Origin of the sequence: Janthinobacterium sp. GW458P, assembly GCF_002127585.1 — a bacterium.
GTDB lineage: Bacteria > Pseudomonadota > Gammaproteobacteria > Burkholderiales > Burkholderiaceae_D > Janthinobacterium.
On record NZ_NEGZ01000051.1, the window covers coordinates 1 to 18,448 of the forward strand.

Consider the following 18,448-nt stretch of genomic DNA (forward strand, 5'->3'; position numbering starts at 1 on the left):
TGGCGGCCATCGTGCCGGCCATGCTGGGCAGCGCGCTGCCGCAGGAAGCGGGCGCGCGGGCGGCGGCCCTCGACGGCGCCATCGCCGGCGTGGACACGGCCATCCACGGCTTGCCCCTGGCGGCGCAGCAGGAGGTGCAGGATCTGTTTGGCTTGCTGGCGCTGGCACCCGCGCGGCGTTTCGTCGCCGGCGTAAAAGATGGCTGGCCCGAAGCCGATCCGGCCCAGGTGGCCGCTTTCCTGCAATCCTGGCGCACGCACCGCCTGGCCACCCTGCAGACGGCCTACCTGGCCCTGCACGATTTGATTCTCGGCGCCTGGTACGCCGATGCCGCCCACTGGGCCGCCATCGGCTATCCGGGGCCGCTGCCCGAACTGAGCGCATAAGGCCACCATGAGCACATCTCCGATTCCTGATCCCATCGCCGCGGGCCTTGCCGCCGGCTGGAACGTCACCGACGCCAGCACCCTGGCCGCCGGCCGCACCCTGGAGGCGGACGTGGTCGTCATCGGCAGCGGCGCCGGCGGCGGCGTGACGGCGGAAATCCTCGCACTGGCAGGCCTGAAAGTGCTGCTCGTCGAGGAGGGTGGCCTGAAGTCCTCGAAGGACTTCAAGATGCGCGAGGCGCAGGCCTATCCCGCGCTGTACCAGGAATCGGCCGCGCGCAAGACGCGCGACAAGGCCATCAACATCCTGCAGGGGCGCACCGTGGGCGGCTCGACCACCGTCAACTGGACCTCGAGCTTCCGCACGCCGCCCGGCACCCTGGAATACTGGCGCGGGCATTTTGGCTTGTCCGGCTATTCGGTGGACGCCATGGCGCCGTGGTTCGCCATGATGGAGCATCGCCTGCACGTGAGCGACTGGGCCGCGCCGCCCAATGAAAACAACGATTTATTGCGCCGTGGCGCCACGGCGCTGGGCATCCCCACGGCCGCCATCCGGCGCAACGTGAACGGCTGCTGGAACCTCGGCTACTGCGGCATGGGCTGCCCGACGAACGCCAAGCAGTCGATGCTGGTGACGACGATCCCGTCGGCGCTGGCGCTGGGGGCGGGCTTGCTTACGCATGCGCGCGCCGAGCGCTTTACTATCAAGGGCGAGCGCATCGACAGCCTGCAGGTCACTGCGCTGGACGCTGCCGGGCAGGCGCCCACGGGCGTGCGCCTGACGCTGCGCGCGAAACATTTTGTGCTGGCCGGCGGCGCCATCAACTCGCCGGCGCTGCTGCTGCGCTCGCAGGCGCCCGATCCGCACGGCTTGCTGGGGCGGCGCACCTTTTTGCATCCGACGGTGGTGTCGGCGGGCCTGTTCGAACAGCGCGTCGACGCCTACGCGGGTGCGCCGCAGACGATTTATTCCGACCATTTCCTGCACGTGGCGCCCATCGACGGCCCCATCGGCTACAAGCTCGAAGCGCCGCCCCTGCACCCGCTGCTGATGGCCACCACCATGGGCGGCTTCGGCGACGAGCACGCGCGCACCATGCGCGACTTCCCCCATGCGCACGCCCTGCTGGCGCTGCTGCGCGACGGCTTCCACCACGAGGCGGCCGGCGGCACGGTCTCCATCGACAGCTTCGGCGCGCCCGTGCTCGACTATCCGCTCACGCCGTTCATCTGGGATGGCGTGCGGCGCGCGCTGCTGTCGATGGCGGAAATCCAGTTCGCCGCCGGCGCGCGCAGCGTGTATCCCGTGCACGAGCTGGCCAGCCACTACACGGGCTGGACGCAGGCGAAGCAGGCCATCGGCGCGCTGCCGATGCAGGCGCTGCTGGCGCGCGTGGTCTCGGCCCACGTGATGGGCGGCTGCGCCATGTCGGACGATGCGCGCCTGGGCGTGACGGGGGCCGACGGCCGCTACCACGGCGTGCGCAACCTGTCCGTGCACGACGGCTCGCTGTTCCCCACCTCGATCGGCGCCAATCCGCAGTTGAGCATTTACGCGCTGGCGGCGCGCCTGGCCAGCGGCCTGGCGCGGCAGCTGACGGGCAAGCCTGCGCCCGTGCCCGAGCCTGCCGCCGCCGCATGATCGCGCGCATCCTCAAGTGGCTGATGCTGCTGCAGGTGCTGGCCGTGCTGGGGCTGGCGTACCTGGCCAGGCAGGCGTGGGGCGTGGACTCGCCCGCCATGGCCCTGCTGCTGGGAGCGGCCATGCTGCTGGCCGTGCGCGCGCTGATCGTGGCGCGCAATTTCTGGCAGAGCCGGCGCCTGGGCAGCCCCGTGCCGCCGGAGCACCAGCTGGGCGCCATCGGCGCCGCGCGCCTGTTCCTGGGCGAGCTGCGCGCCACCCTGTGGACGTCGTCGTGGGGCATGCTGCGTCCGCGCCTGGCGGAGAGTGGCGCAGCCGTGCCAGGGCGGGGCCTGCCCGTGCTGCTGGTGCATGGCTATGTGTGCAACCGCGGCTACTGGACAAAGCTGAGCCGGATGCTGGCGCGGGCCGGCATCGCGCACGACGGCATCGACCTGGAACCGATAGGCGCCGACATCGAAGAGTTCGTGCCGCAGGTCGAGCAAGCCGTCGCCCGGCTGTGCGCCCGCGCGGGCAGCGACCGCGTGATTCTTGTCGCCCACAGCATGGGCGGCCTGGTGGCGCGCGCCTGGCTGCGCCACTACGGCGCGGCCCGCGTGGCGCGCATCATCACCATCGGCACGCCGCACCACGGCACGGCGCTGGCCAAGCTGGCGGCGGGCGCGAATGCGCGGCAGATGCGCCGCATCGACGATGCGCCCAGCGGCTGGCTGGCGCAGCTGGCCGCCAGCGAGACGCCGGCAGCGCGCGCCCTGATCACCTCGATCTATTCGCATCACGACAATATCGTCGCGCCGCAAGCGTCCGCGCAGCTGCCAGGGGCGCGCAATCTCGCCTTCGGCGGCATCGGCCATGTGGCGCTGGCCAGCGATGCGCGCGTGCTGCGCCTGGTGCTGGAAGAAATCACTATCAAGAGCGAAGTCGCCCGGCCTGCGTTTGCACCTCCCTTTGTCTGAATCCTGTTGTGTTTTATCTGCATGGCAAGACTGTCTGTTTTAACTCTGCTGTTGCCTCCTTTTAACAATGCCAGGGGTAGAAAATGCTGTTTTCCATGGGCGTACTGTATTAAGCTAACGTCAGGCAGGCGGCAGCGGGAAACCCATTCCTGAGCCCGTCTGGCCATGCCGCCGACAGGCGCCGGCGAGATATTTACCGGGATGTATGGCAGAATGTTGTAGGATTATTATGTTACACGCGCAAGCGGAAGATGAGCGCAGGCGGAAAATGGGTCAATGCAGTTTTTATTGGGGGTGCTAATTGTCCGCACGAATCCTGATTATCGAAGATAACGCCACCAATATGGAATTGATGGTGTATCTGCTACGTGCCTTCGGCTATACGCCGCTGGCCGCCTATGACGGCGAAGAGGGCGTGCGCATGGCGCGCAGCGAGGTGCCCGACCTGATCATCTGCGATGTGCACTTGCCCAAGCTCGATGGCTATGGCGTGGTGGCCGAACTGAAAAAGGATCCGCTGCTGCGCAAGATCCCGGCCCTGGCCGTGACGGCGCTGGCCATGGTGGGCGACCGCGAACGCCTGCTCGAAGCCGGTTTCAATGGCTATATCGGCAAACCGATCGAGCCCGACCTGTTTGTCGCGGAGCTGGAGTCTTTTTTACCCGGGGCGCCGTCGACGCCAGTTAAAAACGACATAGCCAGCATACTCATCGTCGATGACCATGTACTGAACCGCGAATTCCTCACCGCCTTGCTGGGCTACGGCGGCCACCGCCTGATGGAGGCGGCGAACGGCGCCGATGCGCTGGAACTGATGCGCACGGAGCGCCCGGACCTGATCATTTCCGACATCCTCATGCCGAACATGGACGGCTATGAATTCGTCACGCGCGTGCACGAGGACCCCGCGCTGGCCGACGTGCCCATCATTTTTTATACGGCCACCTACCGCGAACAGGAAGCGATCCTGCTGGCGCAGGCGTGCGGCGTGCGCTGGGTGCTGCCCAAGCCGTCCGACCCCGACGTCATCGTGCGCACGGTCAACGAGGCGCTGGGGCTGATGCCGCCCGTGGCCAGGGTGCCCGGCCGGCCGGACGGCGTTCCCGGACAGGCTGGCAGCAAGCTGACGGGCATCGACCACCAGGTCAGCGGCTACCTCGATGAACTGGAGTCGTCGAGCCAGAAGATTTCGCAGCTGGCCGGGCAGGGCGACGGCCAGGCGGCCGTGCCGGAAGACCTGGCCATCATGACGGAGCGCCTGTCCCGCTCGCTGGCCAGCCTGCAGGCGGTCAGCCTGCGCCTGACGGCCCTGATCGAACTGGGCATCGAACTGGGCGCCGAGCGCGACCCGCGCGCGCTGATCGAGGCGGGCTGCAAGGTGGCGCAGAATATCTGCGTGTCGAAATACGCGTGCATCGGCGTGCTGGAGCCGGACGCCGACAAACTCAGCTATTTTTCCTCGTGCGGCGCCGAGAGCAACCTGGAACGCATCGCCAGCGCGCCGCGCACGGGCATCCTGAACCGCTTGCTGGAGCAGCGCCAGCCCTACCGCGTGAATGGACTGAAGGGCGATCCGGCCGCGCTGGGCCTGCCCGACACGCACCCGCCCGTCCATTCCTTCCTCGGCGTGGCCATCGCCTCGCGCGAGCGCAGCCACGGCTGGCTGTACCTGGTCGACAAGCTGGGCGCGAACGAGTTTTCCGAAGTCGACGAGCGCGTCGCCGCCACGGTGGCCGCGCAGATCGCCGTCGCCTACGACAACCTGCTGCTGTACGATGAAATCAAGCGCCATCACGAGCAGCTGACCCTGGACATGGCGGCGCGCATCCGCCTCGATGAAGACTTGCGCCGCTTCCGCCTGGCGATGGACGCCACGGCCGATGCGATTTTCCTCGTCGACCGCGCCGGCATGTGCTTTGTCGACGTCAACCAGACGGCTTGCCGCATGCTGGGCTTTGAGCGCGAGGATTTCCTGCGCGTGGGGCCGGGCCGCGCGCACGAGGGCGAGACCCAGCTGGAAGCGCTGTACAACAAGCTGCTGGCCGGCGACCAGGGCGGGCCGATGACGGAATTGCAGCTGCAGCGCAAGGATGGCTCGCCGCTGTCGGTGGAAGTGCAGCGGCGCACCCTGCGCTCGGGCCAGAGCTGGATCCTGGTGGCCGTGGCGCGCGACATCACCGAGCGCAAGGATGCCGAGCAGCGCCTGATGAAGCTGGCCCATTTCGACACCCTGACTGGCTTGCCGAACCGCAGCCAGTTCTATGCCTCGCTGACCCATTCGCTGGCCCAGGCGGCCGAACACCAGTGGGCCGTGGCCGTGCTGTTCATGGACCTGGACCGTTTCAAGAACGTCAATGACACCCTGGGCCACACCATCGGCGACGACCTGCTGCGCCAGTTTTCCAGCCGCCTCGTCGACTGCCTGCGCGTGCGCGACACCATCGGCCGCTTCGGCGGCGACGAATTCGCCGCCATCCTGGTGCTGCCCGAAGGCGCCCAGCACTCCGTGGGCGTGGTCGACAAGATCCGCGAAGCGATGCGCAAGCCCTTCGACCTGCAGGGCCACGAGGTGACGGTGACGGTCAGCATCGGCATTTCCGTGTATCCCGACGACGGCGTCGACGCCGACACCCTGATCCAGTACGCCGACACGGCCATGTACCGCGCCAAGGAAGCGGGGCGCGACGCCTTCCGCTTTTTCACGGCGGAGATGAATGCGCAGTCGATGGCCCGCCTGGACATGGAAAACGCCCTGCGGCGCGCCATCGAGAACGAGGAATTCGTGCTGTTCTTCCAGCCCAAGGTGAATATCATCTCGGGCCGCATCAGCGGCGCCGAGGCGCTGATACGCTGGCGCCGCCCCGGCCACGGCATGGTGTCGCCGGCCCTGTTCATCCCCCTGCTGGAAGAAACGGGCCTGATCGTGCGGGTCGGCAACTGGGTGCTCGACGAGGCGTGCAAGAAGATCAGCGAGTGGGGCGCCAGCAGCATCGGTCCCGTGCACCTGTCCGTCAACGTGTCGGGCATCCAGTTCTTTGTCGGCGGCCTGGAAGAGGAAGTGCTCAAGGCCATCCGCAAGTACGACATCGCGCCCGACCTGCTGGAACTGGAGCTGACGGAAAGCTCGCTGATGTCGAATGCCGAGGAAACCATTTCCGTATTGCGCAATCTCAAGGCGCTGGGCATCCAGATTTCCATCGACGATTTCGGCACCGGCTATTCCAGCCTGGCTTACCTGAAGCGCTTCCCCATCGACAAGCTGAAGATCGACATCGCCTTCGTGCGCGAAGTGACGAGCAATCCCGATGACGCGGCCATCGTGCTGGCCATCATCAGCATGGCGCACAGCATGAAGCTGCAGGTGATCGCCGAGGGCGTGGAAAAAGACGCGCAGCTGGCCTACCTGCGCCGCCACGGCTGCGACGAGATGCAGGGCTATTATTTCAGCCGCCCCGTGCCGCAGGAAGAGTTCGAGCAGATGTTGATGGGCGGCAAGCTGCTGCAGGCGCCGCAGGACGCGGGCAGCGAAGAGCAGCAAACCCTGCTGATCGTCGACGACGATGTCTTCATGCTCGACGTGCTCAGCGACTTCCTGGCGCAGGACGGCTACCGCATCCTGACGGCGCAGACGGCCGCCGAGGGTTTCGACATCCTGGCGCGGCACAAGGTGCAGGTGATCCTGTGCGACCAGTGCATGCCGCTCATGAGCGGGACGGAATTCATGGAGCGCGTCAAGCACCTTTGCCCCGACACCTTCCGCATCATGCTGTCGGCCTTTGCCGACCTGACGCCCATCATGGCGGCCATCAACCGCGGCGCCGTCGACCGCTTCTACACCAAGCCGTGGAAGGGCGCCGTGCTGCGCGAGAACATCCGCGAAGGCTTCCGCCTGCATGGCTTGCTGCACGGCCCCGTCAAGGCGGCCGCCTAGGCCGCCGTGTGCGCTGGCGCACCGTGCATGCGGGATTCCTATCGGATTAGACGCCCGTCTCTAGTTTTGCTCACTAGAATAAAAGGCATCCATGACAGACATGGCCTTGCACATGAAGGGAGTTGACGATGGTCAAGAAACTGAAGGAACTGGCGGACGACAAGGAGCTGGCGAGCGCCGTGCGCTCGTCCGCGCAGCAGATCTGGCAGGCTGGCCTGGGCGCGTTCGCCAAGGCGCAGGAAGAGGGCGGCCGCGTCTTCTCGAAGCTGGTGAAGGAAGGCACGGAATTCCAGAAACGCGCCGAAGACAAGGTGTCGGGCGTCAGCGACAGCGTCAGCAAGCTGGCCGACGGCGTCGGCAAGCAGGCCAGCGGATCCTGGGACCGGCTGGAGCAGGTGTTTGAAGAGCGCGTCTCGCGCGCGCTGGCCACCATCGGCGTGCCCATGCAGAACGACATCGCCGCGCTGCACGCCAAGATCGACGCCTTGAGCCTGCAAGTGGCGGCCTTGTCCGGCAAGACGGCGCCAGCGGCCAAGCCGGCAGCCAAACCGGCAGCCAGGCCGAAGGCCGCGGCCAGGCCCGCCGTGAAGGCGGCGCCAAAAGCGGCACCGGCCGCGGCGCCGAAAACGGCTGGCGCCAGGGCGCCGGCCAAGCGGGCGGCCAAGCCTGCCGCCAGGCCGGCGGCGAAGAAAAAAGCACCGCCGGCCTGAGCCGGCCCCAGCGCTCCCCCAGCCTGCTTGCGCAGGCTTTTTTTTGCCCGCCCTTTTCGCCGGCGCCCCGGGGCGCAGTGTTTCATTGCAGCTATCTTAGGTGGTATGCTTGAGGCAGAACAAAGAGAGATTGCCCGCCATGCTACAAAAAGCACCACGCCGTACCCGCGAACGCATCCTGGAATTGTCGCTGCGCCTGTTCAACGAGTTTGGTGAGCCGAATATCACGACCACCGTGATCGCGGAAGAGATGAATATCTCGCCGGGGAACCTGTACTACCACTTTCGCAACAAGGACGATATCGTCAACTCGATCTTCGTCCAGTTCGAGGCGGAAATCGAACGCATCCTGACCGTGCCGGACGGGCGCCGCTCGAATATCGAGGACGTCTGGCTGTACCTGCACCTGATGTTCGAGCTGATCTGGCGCTACCGCTTCTTTTACCGCGACCTCAACGATTTGCTGTCGCGCAACCGCAAGCTGGAACTGCACTTCAAGCTGATCCTGGCGCACAAGATCAAGGTGGCCACGCAGCTGTGCGAAGACTTGCGCAGCGAACAGTCTTTGGAGGCGTCGGACATGGAAATCGGCGCCATGGCGACGAACATGGTGGTGGTCGCCACCTACTGGCTGTCGTACGAATATGTGCGCAATCCGCGCAAGTACAGCGAGCAGCAATCGATGGCCGATGCGCTGGCGCGCGGCTGCTACCAGGTGCTGTCGCTGATCGGGCCGTATCTGCGCAATGAAACGCATTTGTTATTTCGTAAGTTGTCGGAAGAGTATGTGACTAAACTCAAGAGCGACTGACGGCCGTGCCCGGCGCGGCAGCGCCGCCGGGTGCGTGGGCATGACCTTAAAACAGGAGACATGGTATGGCCTGGAAACAATTTCCCTATCCGGACGACGCCTATGTCCACACCCCGCAAAGCCTGGAAGCGGCCTGGCCGCGCCTGCATGCGGGCGACGTCGAAGCGTTTCCCCGGCAAGCGGCGCTGGTGCAGGCCTGGCTGGCCTTTCACGCCGGGGACTTCGAGCGGGCCGTGAAGCTGGGCCTGGCCATCGGCGTGCCCGGCTATGCGGTGGCGCACAAGGCCACCTGCATCTACGCCACGCACCTGGAAGTCAATGACAGCCAGAAGCTCGACATGTACGAGGAAGTGGCCGAGCGCTGCGAACGCCAGCAGAGCGAACAGCCGGACAACCCGGCCGGCTATTACTGGCATGCTTACAGCCTGGGCCGCTATGCCCTGGGCACCTCCGTCGTCAAGGCGCTGGCCCAGGGCATGGGCGCGCGCGTGCGCAACAGCCTGGACCGTACGATGACCCTGGCGCCCATGCATGCGGAAGCGCATATCGCGTTTGGGATTTATCATACGGAAATTATCGACAAGGTGGGCGCCATGATCGGCAGCCTTAGCTACGGCGCCAACAAGGACGACGGCTACCAGCATTTCAAGACGGCGCTGGCGCTGACGCCGTATTCGGCCCTGGCCCACAGCGAATATGCGCGCGCGTTGAACATGCTTGATGGAAAGAAAAAGCTGGCGGAAGCGCTGGCCCTGTATGAAAAGGCGGCCCAGTGCGTGGCGTTGGACGCCAAGGAGCGCCTCGAGGTCGAGGCGGCGATTGATGAACTGAAAGAGTAAGGAACACCGTGATCAAGGCTTTATGTGTGTACTGCGGCGCCAATGCGGGCGTCTCTGCCGACTATGCGGAGGCGGCGCGCGCGCTGGCGCGCGTATTGGTATCAGAAAATATTTCGTTGGTGTACGGCGGCGGCAAGGTCGGCCTGATGGGCGTCATCGCCGATGAAGTGCTGCGCCTGGGCGGCGAGGTGACGGGCGTGATTCCGACCCAGCTGGTCGAGCGCGAAGTGGGACACATGGGCTTGACGCGCCAGTTCATCGTCAAGGACATGCACGAGCGCAAGGCCATGATGGCCAGCCTGTCCGACGCCTTCATCGCCATGCCCGGCGGCTACGGCACCCTGGAAGAGCTGTTCGAAATGCTGACCTGGGCCCAGCTGGGCCTGCATGCAAAGCCCATCGGCCTGCTCAATGTCGACCGCTTCTATGATGGCTTGCTGGAATTTGTGCAAAATGGCAAGGAGCAGGGTTTCATCCGGCCGCAACACGCGGCTTACCTGAATGCCGATGCCGACCCTGCCGCGCTGGTGCAGCGCCTGAAGGAATGCATGCCATAAATTTCCGTATGGAACCTCATCGGGAGCCATGCACGGCGGTGCATGGCTTTTTTATTTCCGTACGGGAAAATTGATCAATCTCAATAAATTGATTAATAAAAATATGTCCATAATATTTCCTTCGATGCATGTTCTTTTGAAAATGAAGATGCTTTTTATGTAAGTCTGTGGTCTACTTGCCTGGTTCACAAGACAGGCATGTCGGATCGCCGCTGGGCGCATGGCGCCGCCCCCCGCGATGCCGGCATGTCTCAAGTTGCCACGACCTCGCTACTTCATCATCTTGAAAGGATGCTATTTTGAAATCTATGACCCTCTTGCGCGCGACCGCTGTTGCCGCCATTCTTGCCGCCGCCGGTGGCGCCCAGGCACAAAGCACCACCATCAGCTTCGATGCGCTGGAACAGCCGGGCATCTTCGGCTCCGTGTTTACGTCGTACTCGGAAAGCGGCTACGACTTCAACAGCAGCTTCCTGGGGCTGCTGAGCTCTGCCCATCAAGGCAGTTTTGCCTACGCCGGCTCGGCTGGACTGGGCGCGGCGGCCCTGACGACGACGACCCTGAAGCGCACGGACGGCGCGGCATTTTCGCTGAGCACCATCAGCCTGGCCGATTTCGTCAGCTTTCCCGGCTCCTACGACGTGACCTTCGTCGGCCACCAGGTGGGCGGCGGCACGGTGACGCAGACCTTCAGCCTCAACGGCAGCCATACTTTCAGCAATTACACGTTCACGGGCTTCGATAACCTGCTGTCGGCCTCGTGGAAAGAGGGCGCCTTCCATACTTTCCAGGTCGATAATATCGCCGCCAGCGTGAGCGCCGTGCCGGAACCGGCCACTTATGGCATGCTGCTGGGCGGTTTGGGCCTGATGGGCTTCATGCTGCGCCGCAAGAACGCCGCCTGAGCCTGAGCCAGTCGCCGGCCACGCCGGCGCGCCAGGCGTCGTCAAAAAGCAAAAGCCGCCTGTTTCAGCAGGCGGCTTTTTGCTGCGTGCCGGCGCCGGCCCTTACGACCACAGGCGCCGGCCCGACAGGTCAAGCTGGGTCAGGTAGAGCCGCACGTCGAATTCGTACTGGTGGTACTGCGGCTCCATGTAGGTGCACAGCTTGTAGAAAGCCTTGTCATGCTGTTTTTCCTTCACGTGCGCCAGTTCATGCACGGCGATCATGCGCAGGAATTCCAGCGGCACTTCCTTGAACATGGTGGCCACGCGGATCTCGTGCTTGGCCTTGAGCTTGCCGCCCTGCACGCGTGAAATCGACGTGTGCAAGCCCAGCGCATGCTGGATCACGTGGATCTTGCTGTCGAACGCCACCTTGTTGATGGGCTCGGCATTGCGCAGGAATTCGTTCTTCAGTTCTTGCACGTACTGGTACAGCGCCTTGTCGTTGCGCACCTCATGCGCGACCGGATAGCGTTTCTGCAACACTTCCGCCAGCTTGTCCTGCGCGATCAGCTGCCGCACTTGCGCCTGGGTTTGTTCGGAATAGGCGCTCAGGTATTTCAGGGATGGCTGCATGCGGGAGGGGCGGGGAATCGGTCGAGGCGAGAATGTACCATACCGCCGCGCCCCGCGTGGCGCCATGCCGCGATCCGAGGCCAGTACATGACGCCGCGCTGCGCCGTTGCCATCGTGCTGCAGCCGTGTTGCAGCCGTCCTTCCGTGCGCGGCAGGCGCGCACCGCGCCAGTGCCGGCCGCCGCCCGCCAGGCCAGGCTCAGTCCAGCCTGGCGGACCCGCGCGAGCCGCACTCAGCCCTTGTCATCCTCGCCCTTGCCGCCTTGCCGGCTCGTCTTGGACTGCTCGCTGCCGCGCGCCGCCGTGCTGCTGCGGTTTTCATTGGCGCGCTGGGCCGATTGCCGGCTTTCGCCGCCCTTGCGGCCGATTTCCGCCATGTGTTCACGGTTGCGGCTGACGGCTTCGCCCCCTTTTTGTCCGGCGCGCCGGGCTTCTTCCGAGTCGAATTCATGCGCCGTGCCCTTTTGATGGGCGGCCTGACCGCCCTTGCTGGCGATCTCGCGCTGCTGTTCCTCGTTCATGGCGGCGAAACCGCGCTTGCTCATGCCTTTCGTGCTGCCGGACTCGGCTGCTTTCTGGCTGCTGCCAGCGCCCTTGCCTTGTTCGTTACCTTGATTGCTAGCCATGTCGTTCTCCTTGCGGTCGAGTGGGGGTCAAGTGGTCAATGCCGGTGCTCAATGCGCCTGCTCGGATTGCCTGCCGGTATCGCGGCTGCCGCCAGCGCCGTCGCGGTGGCCGGCGGCATGCATTTTTTCGATCATTTCGCGCTGGCGCTGCGTGGCTTTTTCCGTTTCCTCGGCCGTCTTGCGCACCACTTCGTCGGCAAAGGCCACGGCCGTGCGGCTCGCTTCGGGGATGTGCGTCTCGGCAGTGCGGTTCATCTCGACATTGGCATGCGCGACGAGATTGCCGAGCTGCTGCTGGTACTGGCGCAGCTTCTCGCCGCCCGGCTGCAGCTGGGCCGCCGCCGTCGACATGAACTCGCCCGTGTCGCGCGCGCACAGCAGTTGTTGGCCGGCATTGCTCCATTCCTGGAACAGGTCTTGCGCCAGCTGCAGATGGAGCTCGCTCATTTTCTGCGCCGTATCGAACATCTTGCGCGATAGTTCGGTGGCGAAATTGAGCTGGGCTTCCAGGTGGGACTTCAGGGCGGGGCTGATGCTATTTGTGAACATGTTCTACCTCAATGAAAATCTGGTCCGGGAAACATCCGGTGCACCGGATGCGGCGTGTGCTGAAACAAGCAAAGAGATAGACGCCGGACGGCGCGCCAGGTTCCGCGCCCGATGCCGGTTTAGGGGGGGAATGGCCGGTGGAGGCCCGCAAAACGTGATGCCTTTGCGGCAGATCAAGAAACCTTCATGTAGCCCGCCGCCAGCGGCGGCCGGGGCCCTGGCGTGGAAAATGCGGGTTGACGGGCCCCGGCGTGCGACAATAGCCGGCTCGCGGCAGCGCAGCCGATGGCCGGCGCGCGTGGCTGAGCCGAGCATAGCCCACTTTTTTGTCTTATTTCGCGACCATGACGCATCCCGAATACATCCTGACCCTGTCCTGCCTGGACCAGCGCGGCATCGTGCACCGTGTTTCCGGCTTCCTGGCCGACCATGGCTGCAACATCCTCGATTCGGCCCAGTTCGGCGACCAGGAATCCCAGCTCTTCTTCATGCGCGTGCACTTCGCGCTGGAAGACGGCGCCGTCAGCGACGCCCAGCTGCGCGCCGACTTCGCCGACCTGTCGCAAGGCATGCAGTTGAATGGCCCCTTCCATGGCCAGCTGCACGATGCGCGCGTCAAGCCGCGCGTCATGCTGATGGTGTCGAAGATCGGCCATTGCCTCAACGATTTGCTGTTCCGCTACAAGAGCGGCTTGCTGAACGTGGAAATTCCCGCCATCGTGTCGAACCACATGGAGTTCTACCAGCTGGCGGCCAGCTACAATATTCCCTTCCACCACCTGCCGCTGGCCACCGGCGCGCCGGAAGCGGCCAAGCTGGCGCAGGAAGCGAAGATCATCGAGCTGATGGACACGCACAAGATCGACCTCGTCGTGCTGGCGCGCTACATGCAGATCCTGTCGCCGGGCCTGTGCCAGGCGCTCGACGGCCGCGCCATCAATATCCACCATTCCTTCCTGCCCAGCTTCAAGGGCGCCAAACCGTATGCGCAGGCGCACCACCGCGGCGTCAAGCTGATCGGCGCGACGGCCCATTTCGTCACGGGCGACCTGGACGAAGGCCCGATCATCGAGCAGGATGTCGAGCGCGTCGACCATGCGATGGACGCCGAGACCCTGACGGCCATCGGCCGCGACGTCGAATGCGTGGTGCTGGCGCGGGCCGTGAAATGGTTCGTCGAGCGCCGCATCCTGAAAAATGGCGACAAGACCGTCGTCTTCCGCTAAATTGGCGGGCAGCATTTACTTACCTGATTGATTACCGAGACAGAAATACGATGGCCCTTAAAGCAACAATTTTCAAAGCCGATCTGCAGATCGCCGACATGGACCGCAATTACTACCAGGATCACGCGCTGACCCTGGCGCGCCACCCGTCCGAAACGGATGAGCGCATGATGGTGCGCCTGCTGGCGTTCGCCATCCATGCCAACGAGGCGCTGACCTTCACCAAGGGCCTGTTCGACACGGAAGAGCCCGACCTGTGGCAGAAAGACCTGACGGGCGCCATCGAGCTGTGGATCGAAGTGGGCCAGCCCGACGAAAAACGCATCCTGAAGGCGTGCGGCCGTTCGGAGCAGGTGATCGTCTACAGCTATGGCGCGACCAGCCACATCTGGTGGAAGCAGATCGCCAACAAGCTGGAACGGGCGAAGAACTTGACCGTCATCAATCTGCCGTCCGACGCGGCGCAAGAGATGAGCAAGCTGGCGCAGCGCACCATGCAGCTGCAATGCACGATCCAGGATGGCCAGATCTGGCTGACGGACAGCGTCAACACGGTGCTGATCGACCGCGAACCGGTGAAGCCGGCGCGCTGATCCTGACTGTCTGAAACGCAAAAAGCCCGGATCGCTCCGGGCTTTTTGCATTGCGGCGCCGCTTTATCGGGCCGCGTCCTCGTCGTTGCTGACGATCACCAGCAGCTGCGCCTGCTGCGCGCCGATGCTGCGCGTGCGGTGCGGAATCAGGGCGTTGAAATACACGGAGTCGCCCGCGTGCAGCTGCACGGTTTCCTGGGGGAATTCGATTTCCACCGTGCCCTGGTGCACGAACAGGAATTCCTCGCCCGCATGTTCCTTGAAGGCGGAGGCGGCGAAATCGGGCGCCGGATACACCATGAAGGGCAGCATTTTCTTCGGCGCCACGCCGGCCGCGATGCTGGCGAAATGCGGCAGCGGCGGCATCGCGCCCGCGCCGCCCGGATCGCCCGCGCGCGTGATGGTCACGGCCGCCTGCCGGTGGCTGTCGCTGAACAGCTGCTCCACGTCCACCTGCATGGCGTGCGACAGTTTCAGCGCCACGGCGATCGAGGGCACGCTCAGGCCCCGCTCCACCTTGGACAGGTAACTCTTCGTCAAGCCGCTCTTTTCCGCCAGCTGTTCCAGGGTCCAGCCCTTGTGTTTTCTCAGCAGTTTCAGACGCATGGCCATGGTTGCATCGTTCGATTTAAAAAAACTATTGTACCTCATGACACAAAGTGTCCTAAAATACACTCAGTTTCCTCGGATTGGGTTGCACGGCCACTGCCGTGCATGCCGGGAAGCGTGGCAAGCATGAGTGAAGGAAAGACGATGCAGCACAATACTCCCTATGAAGCGGCAGCGCCGGGCGCCAGCCTGGCCTTGTCGAAAGACGAACTGGTGGCCATCGCCGAGCGGCGCCTGGCCAGCGTCACGCAGGACAGCCCGTGGTCGGCGCTGCAAACCCTGGCCCTGTCCTGCCGCATCCTGTTCGACGGCGGCCACGATGCGGGCCTGGCCGGGCAGATCAGCTGCCGCGGCGCGCAGGACAACACGTTTTACACGCAGCGGCTGGGCCTGGGCTTCGACGAGATCACGGCCGGCAACCTGCTCGAGGTCGACCACGACCTGCGCGTGCTGCACGGCGAGGGCATACCCAACCCGGCCAACCGTTTCCACAGCTGGATCTACCGCCAGCGTCCCGACGTGGCCTGCATCATCCACACGCATCCCACGCACGTGGCCGCGCTGTCGATGCTGGAGCAGCCGCTGCTGGTGTCGCACATGGATACCTGCCCCCTGTTCGACGACTGCGCCTTCCTGCCGTCGTGGCCGGGCGTGCCGGTAGGCAACGAAGAGGGCGAGATCATCGCTGCCGCCCTGGGCGACAAGCGCGCCATCCTGCTGGCCCACCATGGCCAGCTGGTGGTGGGGCGCACGGTGGAAGAGGCGTGCATGCTGGCGCTGCTGATCGAGCGGGCCGCCCGCCTGCAATTGCTGGCCATGGCGGCCGGCAAGATCCAGCCCTTGCCGCCGGCGCTGGCGCGCGAGGCGCACGACTGGATTTCCACGGCCCGGCGCGACACGGTGACCTTCGCCTACTACGCCCGGCGCGCGCTGCGCCGGCACGCCGACTGCCTGGCCTGAACCGCACACATTCATTAAATAAGGGAAACAACATCATGCAGACACCATTTCACGGCATCATTGCCTACCCCGTCACCCCCTTCGCGGCCGATGGCGGCGTCGACCTGCCGCGCCTGCGGCAGCTGATCGACCGCCTCATCGCCGGCGGCGTGCACAGCATTGCCCCGCTGGGCAGCACGGGCGAGAGCGCCTATCTGCAGGACGGGGAATGGGACGCCGTCGCGTCTGCCTCGCTGGCCGCCGTGGCCAGGCGCGTGCCCACGGTGGTGGGCATTTCCGACCTGACGACGGCCGGCGCCATGCGCCGCGCCCGCCACGCGGAAAAGGAGGGCGCCGACGCGGTGATGGTCTTGCCCGTGTCGTACTGGAAATTGAGCGAGGAAGAGATCGCGCGCCACGTGGCGCGCATCGGCGACGCCGTCGGCATCCCCGTCATGCTCTACAACAACCCGGCCACCAGCGGCATCGATATGTCGCCCGAGCTGATCGTGCGCATCTGGCGCGAGGTGCCGAACGTGACGATGGTCAAGGAAAGCACGGGCGACATCCAGCGCATGCACCGGCTGGCCCAGCTGAGCGGCGGAGAATTGCCGTTCTACAACGGCAGCAATACCCTGGCCTTCGCCGCGCTGGCGGCCGGCGCCCGCGGCTGGTGCACGGCCGCGCCGAATCTGCATGCGGGCTTGCCGCTGGCCCTGTACGCGGCTGTGCAGGCGGGCGACCTGGCGCGGGCGCGCGAACTGTTCTTCCAGCAATTGCCGTTGCTGCAATGCCTGATGAAAGGGGGCTTGCCGCCCACCGTCAAGGCGGGCCTGGCGCTGCAGGGTTTTGACGCGGGCACGCCGCGCGCGCCGCTGCAGCCGCTGGGCGAGGCGGCCACGCGGGAACTGGCCGCCGTGCTGGCCGGCCTGGCTGCTTAATTTGGCGCGGCGCCCAGGCGGCGGATGCTGCTTGAGCGCTGCATGCTGCGGCTGACGCGCGGGTCGCCGTAGTAGCTCACTTCGCCCGAGCCGCCGATGCTGATGTTGAGGTTATCCTTGGCCCATACCTGCGCCTCGCCCGAGCCGCCTATGCTGACCTGCACCTCGCGCGCGGCCAGGCGGCCGGCCTGGATATTGCCCGAGCCGCCGATCGAGGCCGTCAGCTGTTCCGTCTTGCCGCTGGCCTTGAAGTTGCCGCTGCCGCCGATGGCCACGGCCACCGCGCGGCTGTCGAGGTCGCGCGCATCGATGGAGCCGGAACCGCCCACGTCGAAACGCAGCTTTTCCGCGCGCAAGCCCGTCGCCGTGATGTTGCCCGAGCCGCCCACGCTGACGCGTTCCACCTGGCGCGCCTGGATGACGATGGTCAGGCTGCTCTGGCGGAAATTCGTGTTGCGCCTGGCGGGGCGGATGCGCAGGGTGCCGTTTTCCACGGCCGTGTCGATCAGCGGCAGGATGTTGTCGTCAGCCTCGATGGTGACGCTGTCCGTGTTGCCGATACGCAATTCGACCGTGCCCGGCACGTTCAGTGCCACGCCATGGAAGCTGCCCACCTCGCGCGTCTGCTTCTGCAGCTTGCCGCTGCCCTGGATGCTGTTGCCGGCAATCCAGTCGAGCGGCGAAGCCAGGGCCGGCGCGGCGGGCATGGCCAGGGCGCAGGCGGCCAGCAGCAGGGCGGCGCCGGCGTGGCGGCGTTGGCGGGGATGGAAAAAGGCGTGTGTCATTCTTGCTCCCTGTGTGGAATTAGTATGCTGGCATGGTATGCCAGCGGGCCGCGCCTGCGTACCGCGCTGCGACAGACTGCGCCGGCAGCGGCATAGAATGCAGGAGGATGCGACAGGATGGCATGAGGTATCATGCGGGTATTGGATATACGACGAGCGGCATGCGCCGCTCACACTACTGGACTTACATGCTGATCATCACCATCAAACAGGGCAAGGAAAAGAGCTTGCTGGGCCAATCGTGGATTTACGCGTCCGCGATTGAAAAAGTCGAAGGCAAGCCGCAGGAAAAAATGAAGCCCGGCTCGACGGCCATCGTGCAGAGTTCGTCGAAGCAATTCATCGCCCGCGCCGCCTACAATTCGAAGTCGCAGATCCGCGCGCGCATCTGGAGCTTCAAGGAAGACGAACCGGTCGACCACGCGCTGATCAAGCGCCGCGTCAAGGCCGCCATCGAGAAAAAACTGCCGGCCATCAAGAAAGCGGGCGAGAACCAGCTGTTGACCCTGATCAAGGGCGAGGACGAGGGCTTGCCGGGCCTGGTGGTGCAGCTGTTTGGCGGCGTGCATGGCTATCTGATCTGCGAATTCAACGCCGGCGGCGTCGACGCGTGGAAAGTGGCCATCGTGCAATCGCTGATGGCGTCCACGGGCTGCGTCAACGTCTACGAGCGCTGCGACGAGCTGATGCGCAAGGGCGAAGGCTTGCCCCTGATCGACGGCGCCCTGGCCGGCGAGGAACCGCCCGATGAAGTCATGCTGACGGACAACGGCGTGCGCTATGCGCTGGACCTCAAAACGGGGCACAAGAGCAAGTTTCGCTGAGA

The 18,448-nt window shown here is 64.9% G+C and carries 19 protein-coding genes; 14 read left to right on the forward strand and 5 right to left on the reverse strand.

Going from position 1 to position 18,448, the window contains the following annotated elements:
* From CBW50_RS22050 to CBW50_RS30060, 9 genes are all read left to right on the forward strand, one after another.
* Nucleotides 1-386: hypothetical protein (locus tag CBW50_RS22050; protein ID WP_139842599.1), on the forward strand; the 386-nt coding region annotated here is incomplete at its 5' end.
* Nucleotides 387-393: 7 nt separating this feature from the next.
* Nucleotides 394-2,031, forward strand: coding sequence for a GMC family oxidoreductase (locus CBW50_RS22055; protein ID WP_086147533.1), 1,638 nt, complete (start codon nt 394-396; stop codon nt 2,029-2,031).
* Nucleotides 2,028-2,987, forward strand: a complete 960-nt coding sequence (locus CBW50_RS22060) for an alpha/beta fold hydrolase (protein ID WP_086147534.1) — start codon at nt 2,028-2,030, stop codon at nt 2,985-2,987. Before CBW50_RS22055 ends, CBW50_RS22060 begins: the two co-directional genes overlap by 4 nt.
* A gap of 301 nt (nt 2,988-3,288) precedes the next feature.
* Complete coding sequence (locus tag CBW50_RS22065; protein WP_086147535.1) at nt 3,289-6,918, forward strand: EAL domain-containing protein; 3,630 nt, start codon at nt 3,289-3,291, stop codon at nt 6,916-6,918.
* Between the two features lie 128 nt (nt 6,919-7,046).
* On the forward strand, nt 7,047-7,628 hold the full coding sequence (locus CBW50_RS22070) for a phasin family protein (RefSeq protein WP_086147586.1): 582 nt from the start codon (nt 7,047-7,049) through the stop codon (nt 7,626-7,628).
* 139 nt (nt 7,629-7,767) lie between these two features.
* A complete protein-coding gene (locus CBW50_RS22075; protein WP_086147536.1) occupies nt 7,768-8,439 on the forward strand; it encodes a TetR/AcrR family transcriptional regulator in 672 nt (223 codons plus the stop codon).
* A gap of 65 nt (nt 8,440-8,504) precedes the next feature.
* Complete coding sequence (locus CBW50_RS22080; protein ID WP_086147537.1) at nt 8,505-9,278, forward strand: hypothetical protein; 774 nt, start codon at nt 8,505-8,507, stop codon at nt 9,276-9,278.
* A gap of 11 nt (nt 9,279-9,289) precedes the next feature.
* Nucleotides 9,290-9,835 (forward strand): TIGR00730 family Rossman fold protein, encoded by a 546-nt coding sequence (locus CBW50_RS22085; protein WP_172404858.1) that lies wholly within the window; start codon nt 9,290-9,292, stop codon nt 9,833-9,835.
* A 308-nt stretch (nt 9,836-10,143) separates the two neighbouring features.
* Nucleotides 10,144-10,740: a PEP-CTERM sorting domain-containing protein gene (locus CBW50_RS30060; protein WP_086147539.1), complete on the forward strand. Its 597-nt coding sequence runs from the start codon at nt 10,144-10,146 to the stop codon at nt 10,738-10,740.
* 102 nt (nt 10,741-10,842) lie between these two features.
* Here the strand turns inward: CBW50_RS30060 and CBW50_RS22095 are convergent, their stop codons facing one another.
* The 3 genes from CBW50_RS22095 to CBW50_RS22105 form a co-directional block, all read right to left on the reverse strand.
* Nucleotides 10,843-11,355, reverse strand: coding sequence for a YgjP-like metallopeptidase domain-containing protein (locus CBW50_RS22095; protein ID WP_086147540.1), 513 nt, complete (start codon nt 11,353-11,355; stop codon nt 10,843-10,845).
* A gap of 232 nt (nt 11,356-11,587) precedes the next feature.
* Nucleotides 11,588-11,980, reverse strand: coding sequence for a KGG domain-containing protein (locus tag CBW50_RS22100; RefSeq protein ID WP_086147541.1), 393 nt, complete (start codon nt 11,978-11,980; stop codon nt 11,588-11,590).
* A 48-nt stretch (nt 11,981-12,028) separates the two neighbouring features.
* Complete coding sequence (locus tag CBW50_RS22105; RefSeq protein WP_086147542.1) at nt 12,029-12,529, reverse strand: phasin family protein; 501 nt, start codon at nt 12,527-12,529, stop codon at nt 12,029-12,031.
* A gap of 344 nt (nt 12,530-12,873) precedes the next feature.
* Between CBW50_RS22105 and purU the strand changes: the two genes are divergently transcribed.
* On the forward strand, nt 12,874-13,755 hold the full coding sequence (gene purU / locus CBW50_RS22110; protein ID WP_086147587.1) for a formyltetrahydrofolate deformylase: 882 nt from the start codon (nt 12,874-12,876) through the stop codon (nt 13,753-13,755).
* Between the two features lie 50 nt (nt 13,756-13,805).
* Nucleotides 13,806-14,348, forward strand: coding sequence for a YaeQ family protein (locus tag CBW50_RS22115; RefSeq protein ID WP_076570317.1), 543 nt, complete (start codon nt 13,806-13,808; stop codon nt 14,346-14,348).
* 63 nt (nt 14,349-14,411) lie between these two features.
* On the opposite strand, the gene CBW50_RS22120 is transcribed toward CBW50_RS22115, so the two are convergent.
* Nucleotides 14,412-14,960: a helix-turn-helix domain-containing protein gene (locus tag CBW50_RS22120; RefSeq protein ID WP_086147543.1), complete on the reverse strand. Its 549-nt coding sequence runs from the start codon at nt 14,958-14,960 to the stop codon at nt 14,412-14,414.
* 141 nt (nt 14,961-15,101) lie between these two features.
* Here CBW50_RS22120 and CBW50_RS22125 point away from each other — a divergent pair, with 141 nt between their 5' ends.
* A complete protein-coding gene (locus tag CBW50_RS22125; protein ID WP_086147544.1) occupies nt 15,102-15,917 on the forward strand; it encodes an aldolase in 816 nt (271 codons plus the stop codon).
* A 35-nt stretch (nt 15,918-15,952) separates the two neighbouring features.
* Nucleotides 15,953-16,837 (forward strand): dihydrodipicolinate synthase family protein, encoded by an 885-nt coding sequence (locus CBW50_RS22130; protein WP_086147545.1) that lies wholly within the window; start codon nt 15,953-15,955, stop codon nt 16,835-16,837.
* Here CBW50_RS22130 and CBW50_RS22135 read toward each other — a convergent pair.
* Nucleotides 16,834-17,622 (reverse strand): head GIN domain-containing protein, encoded by a 789-nt coding sequence (locus CBW50_RS22135; protein WP_086147546.1) that lies wholly within the window; start codon nt 17,620-17,622, stop codon nt 16,834-16,836. The genes CBW50_RS22130 and CBW50_RS22135 overlap by 4 nt on opposite strands.
* 188 nt (nt 17,623-17,810) lie before the next feature.
* On the opposite strand from CBW50_RS22135, the gene CBW50_RS22140 reads away from it, so the two are divergent.
* Nucleotides 17,811-18,446, forward strand: a complete 636-nt coding sequence (locus CBW50_RS22140) for an SAM-dependent methyltransferase (protein ID WP_086147547.1) — start codon at nt 17,811-17,813, stop codon at nt 18,444-18,446.
* The last annotated feature ends 2 nt before the right edge of the window (nt 18,447-18,448 follow it).

Excerpts from the sequence above, each read along its gene's own strand:
- CBW50_RS22055 (WP_086147533.1), top strand. The coding sequence starts at position 394 with ATGAGCACATCTCCGATTCCTGATCCCATCGCCGCGGGCCTTGCCGCC.
- purU (WP_086147587.1), top strand. The coding sequence starts at position 12,874 with ATGACGCATCCCGAATACATCCTGACCCTGTCCTGCCTGGACCAGCGC.
- CBW50_RS30060 (WP_086147539.1), top strand. The coding sequence starts at position 10,144 with ATGACCCTCTTGCGCGCGACCGCTGTTGCCGCCATTCTTGCCGCCGCC.
- CBW50_RS22135 (WP_086147546.1), bottom strand. The coding sequence starts at position 17,622 with ATGACACACGCCTTTTTCCATCCCCGCCAACGCCGCCACGCCGGCGCC.
- CBW50_RS22120 (WP_086147543.1), bottom strand. The coding sequence starts at position 14,960 with ATGGCCATGCGTCTGAAACTGCTGAGAAAACACAAGGGCTGGACCCTG.
- CBW50_RS22075 (WP_086147536.1), top strand. The coding sequence starts at position 7,768 with ATGCTACAAAAAGCACCACGCCGTACCCGCGAACGCATCCTGGAATTG.
- CBW50_RS22105 (WP_086147542.1), bottom strand. The coding sequence starts at position 12,529 with ATGTTCACAAATAGCATCAGCCCCGCCCTGAAGTCCCACCTGGAAGCC.
- CBW50_RS22140 (WP_086147547.1), top strand. The coding sequence starts at position 17,811 with ATGCTGATCATCACCATCAAACAGGGCAAGGAAAAGAGCTTGCTGGGC.
- CBW50_RS22080 (WP_086147537.1), top strand. The coding sequence starts at position 8,505 with ATGGCCTGGAAACAATTTCCCTATCCGGACGACGCCTATGTCCACACC.
- CBW50_RS22115 (WP_076570317.1), top strand. The coding sequence starts at position 13,806 with ATGGCCCTTAAAGCAACAATTTTCAAAGCCGATCTGCAGATCGCCGAC.
- CBW50_RS22100 (WP_086147541.1), bottom strand. The coding sequence starts at position 11,980 with ATGGCTAGCAATCAAGGTAACGAACAAGGCAAGGGCGCTGGCAGCAGC.
- CBW50_RS22095 (WP_086147540.1), bottom strand. The coding sequence starts at position 11,355 with ATGCAGCCATCCCTGAAATACCTGAGCGCCTATTCCGAACAAACCCAG.
- CBW50_RS22060 (WP_086147534.1), top strand. The coding sequence starts at position 2,028 with ATGATCGCGCGCATCCTCAAGTGGCTGATGCTGCTGCAGGTGCTGGCC.
- CBW50_RS22130 (WP_086147545.1), top strand. The coding sequence starts at position 15,953 with ATGCAGACACCATTTCACGGCATCATTGCCTACCCCGTCACCCCCTTC.
- CBW50_RS22125 (WP_086147544.1), top strand. The coding sequence starts at position 15,102 with ATGCAGCACAATACTCCCTATGAAGCGGCAGCGCCGGGCGCCAGCCTG.
- CBW50_RS22070 (WP_086147586.1), top strand. The coding sequence starts at position 7,047 with ATGGTCAAGAAACTGAAGGAACTGGCGGACGACAAGGAGCTGGCGAGC.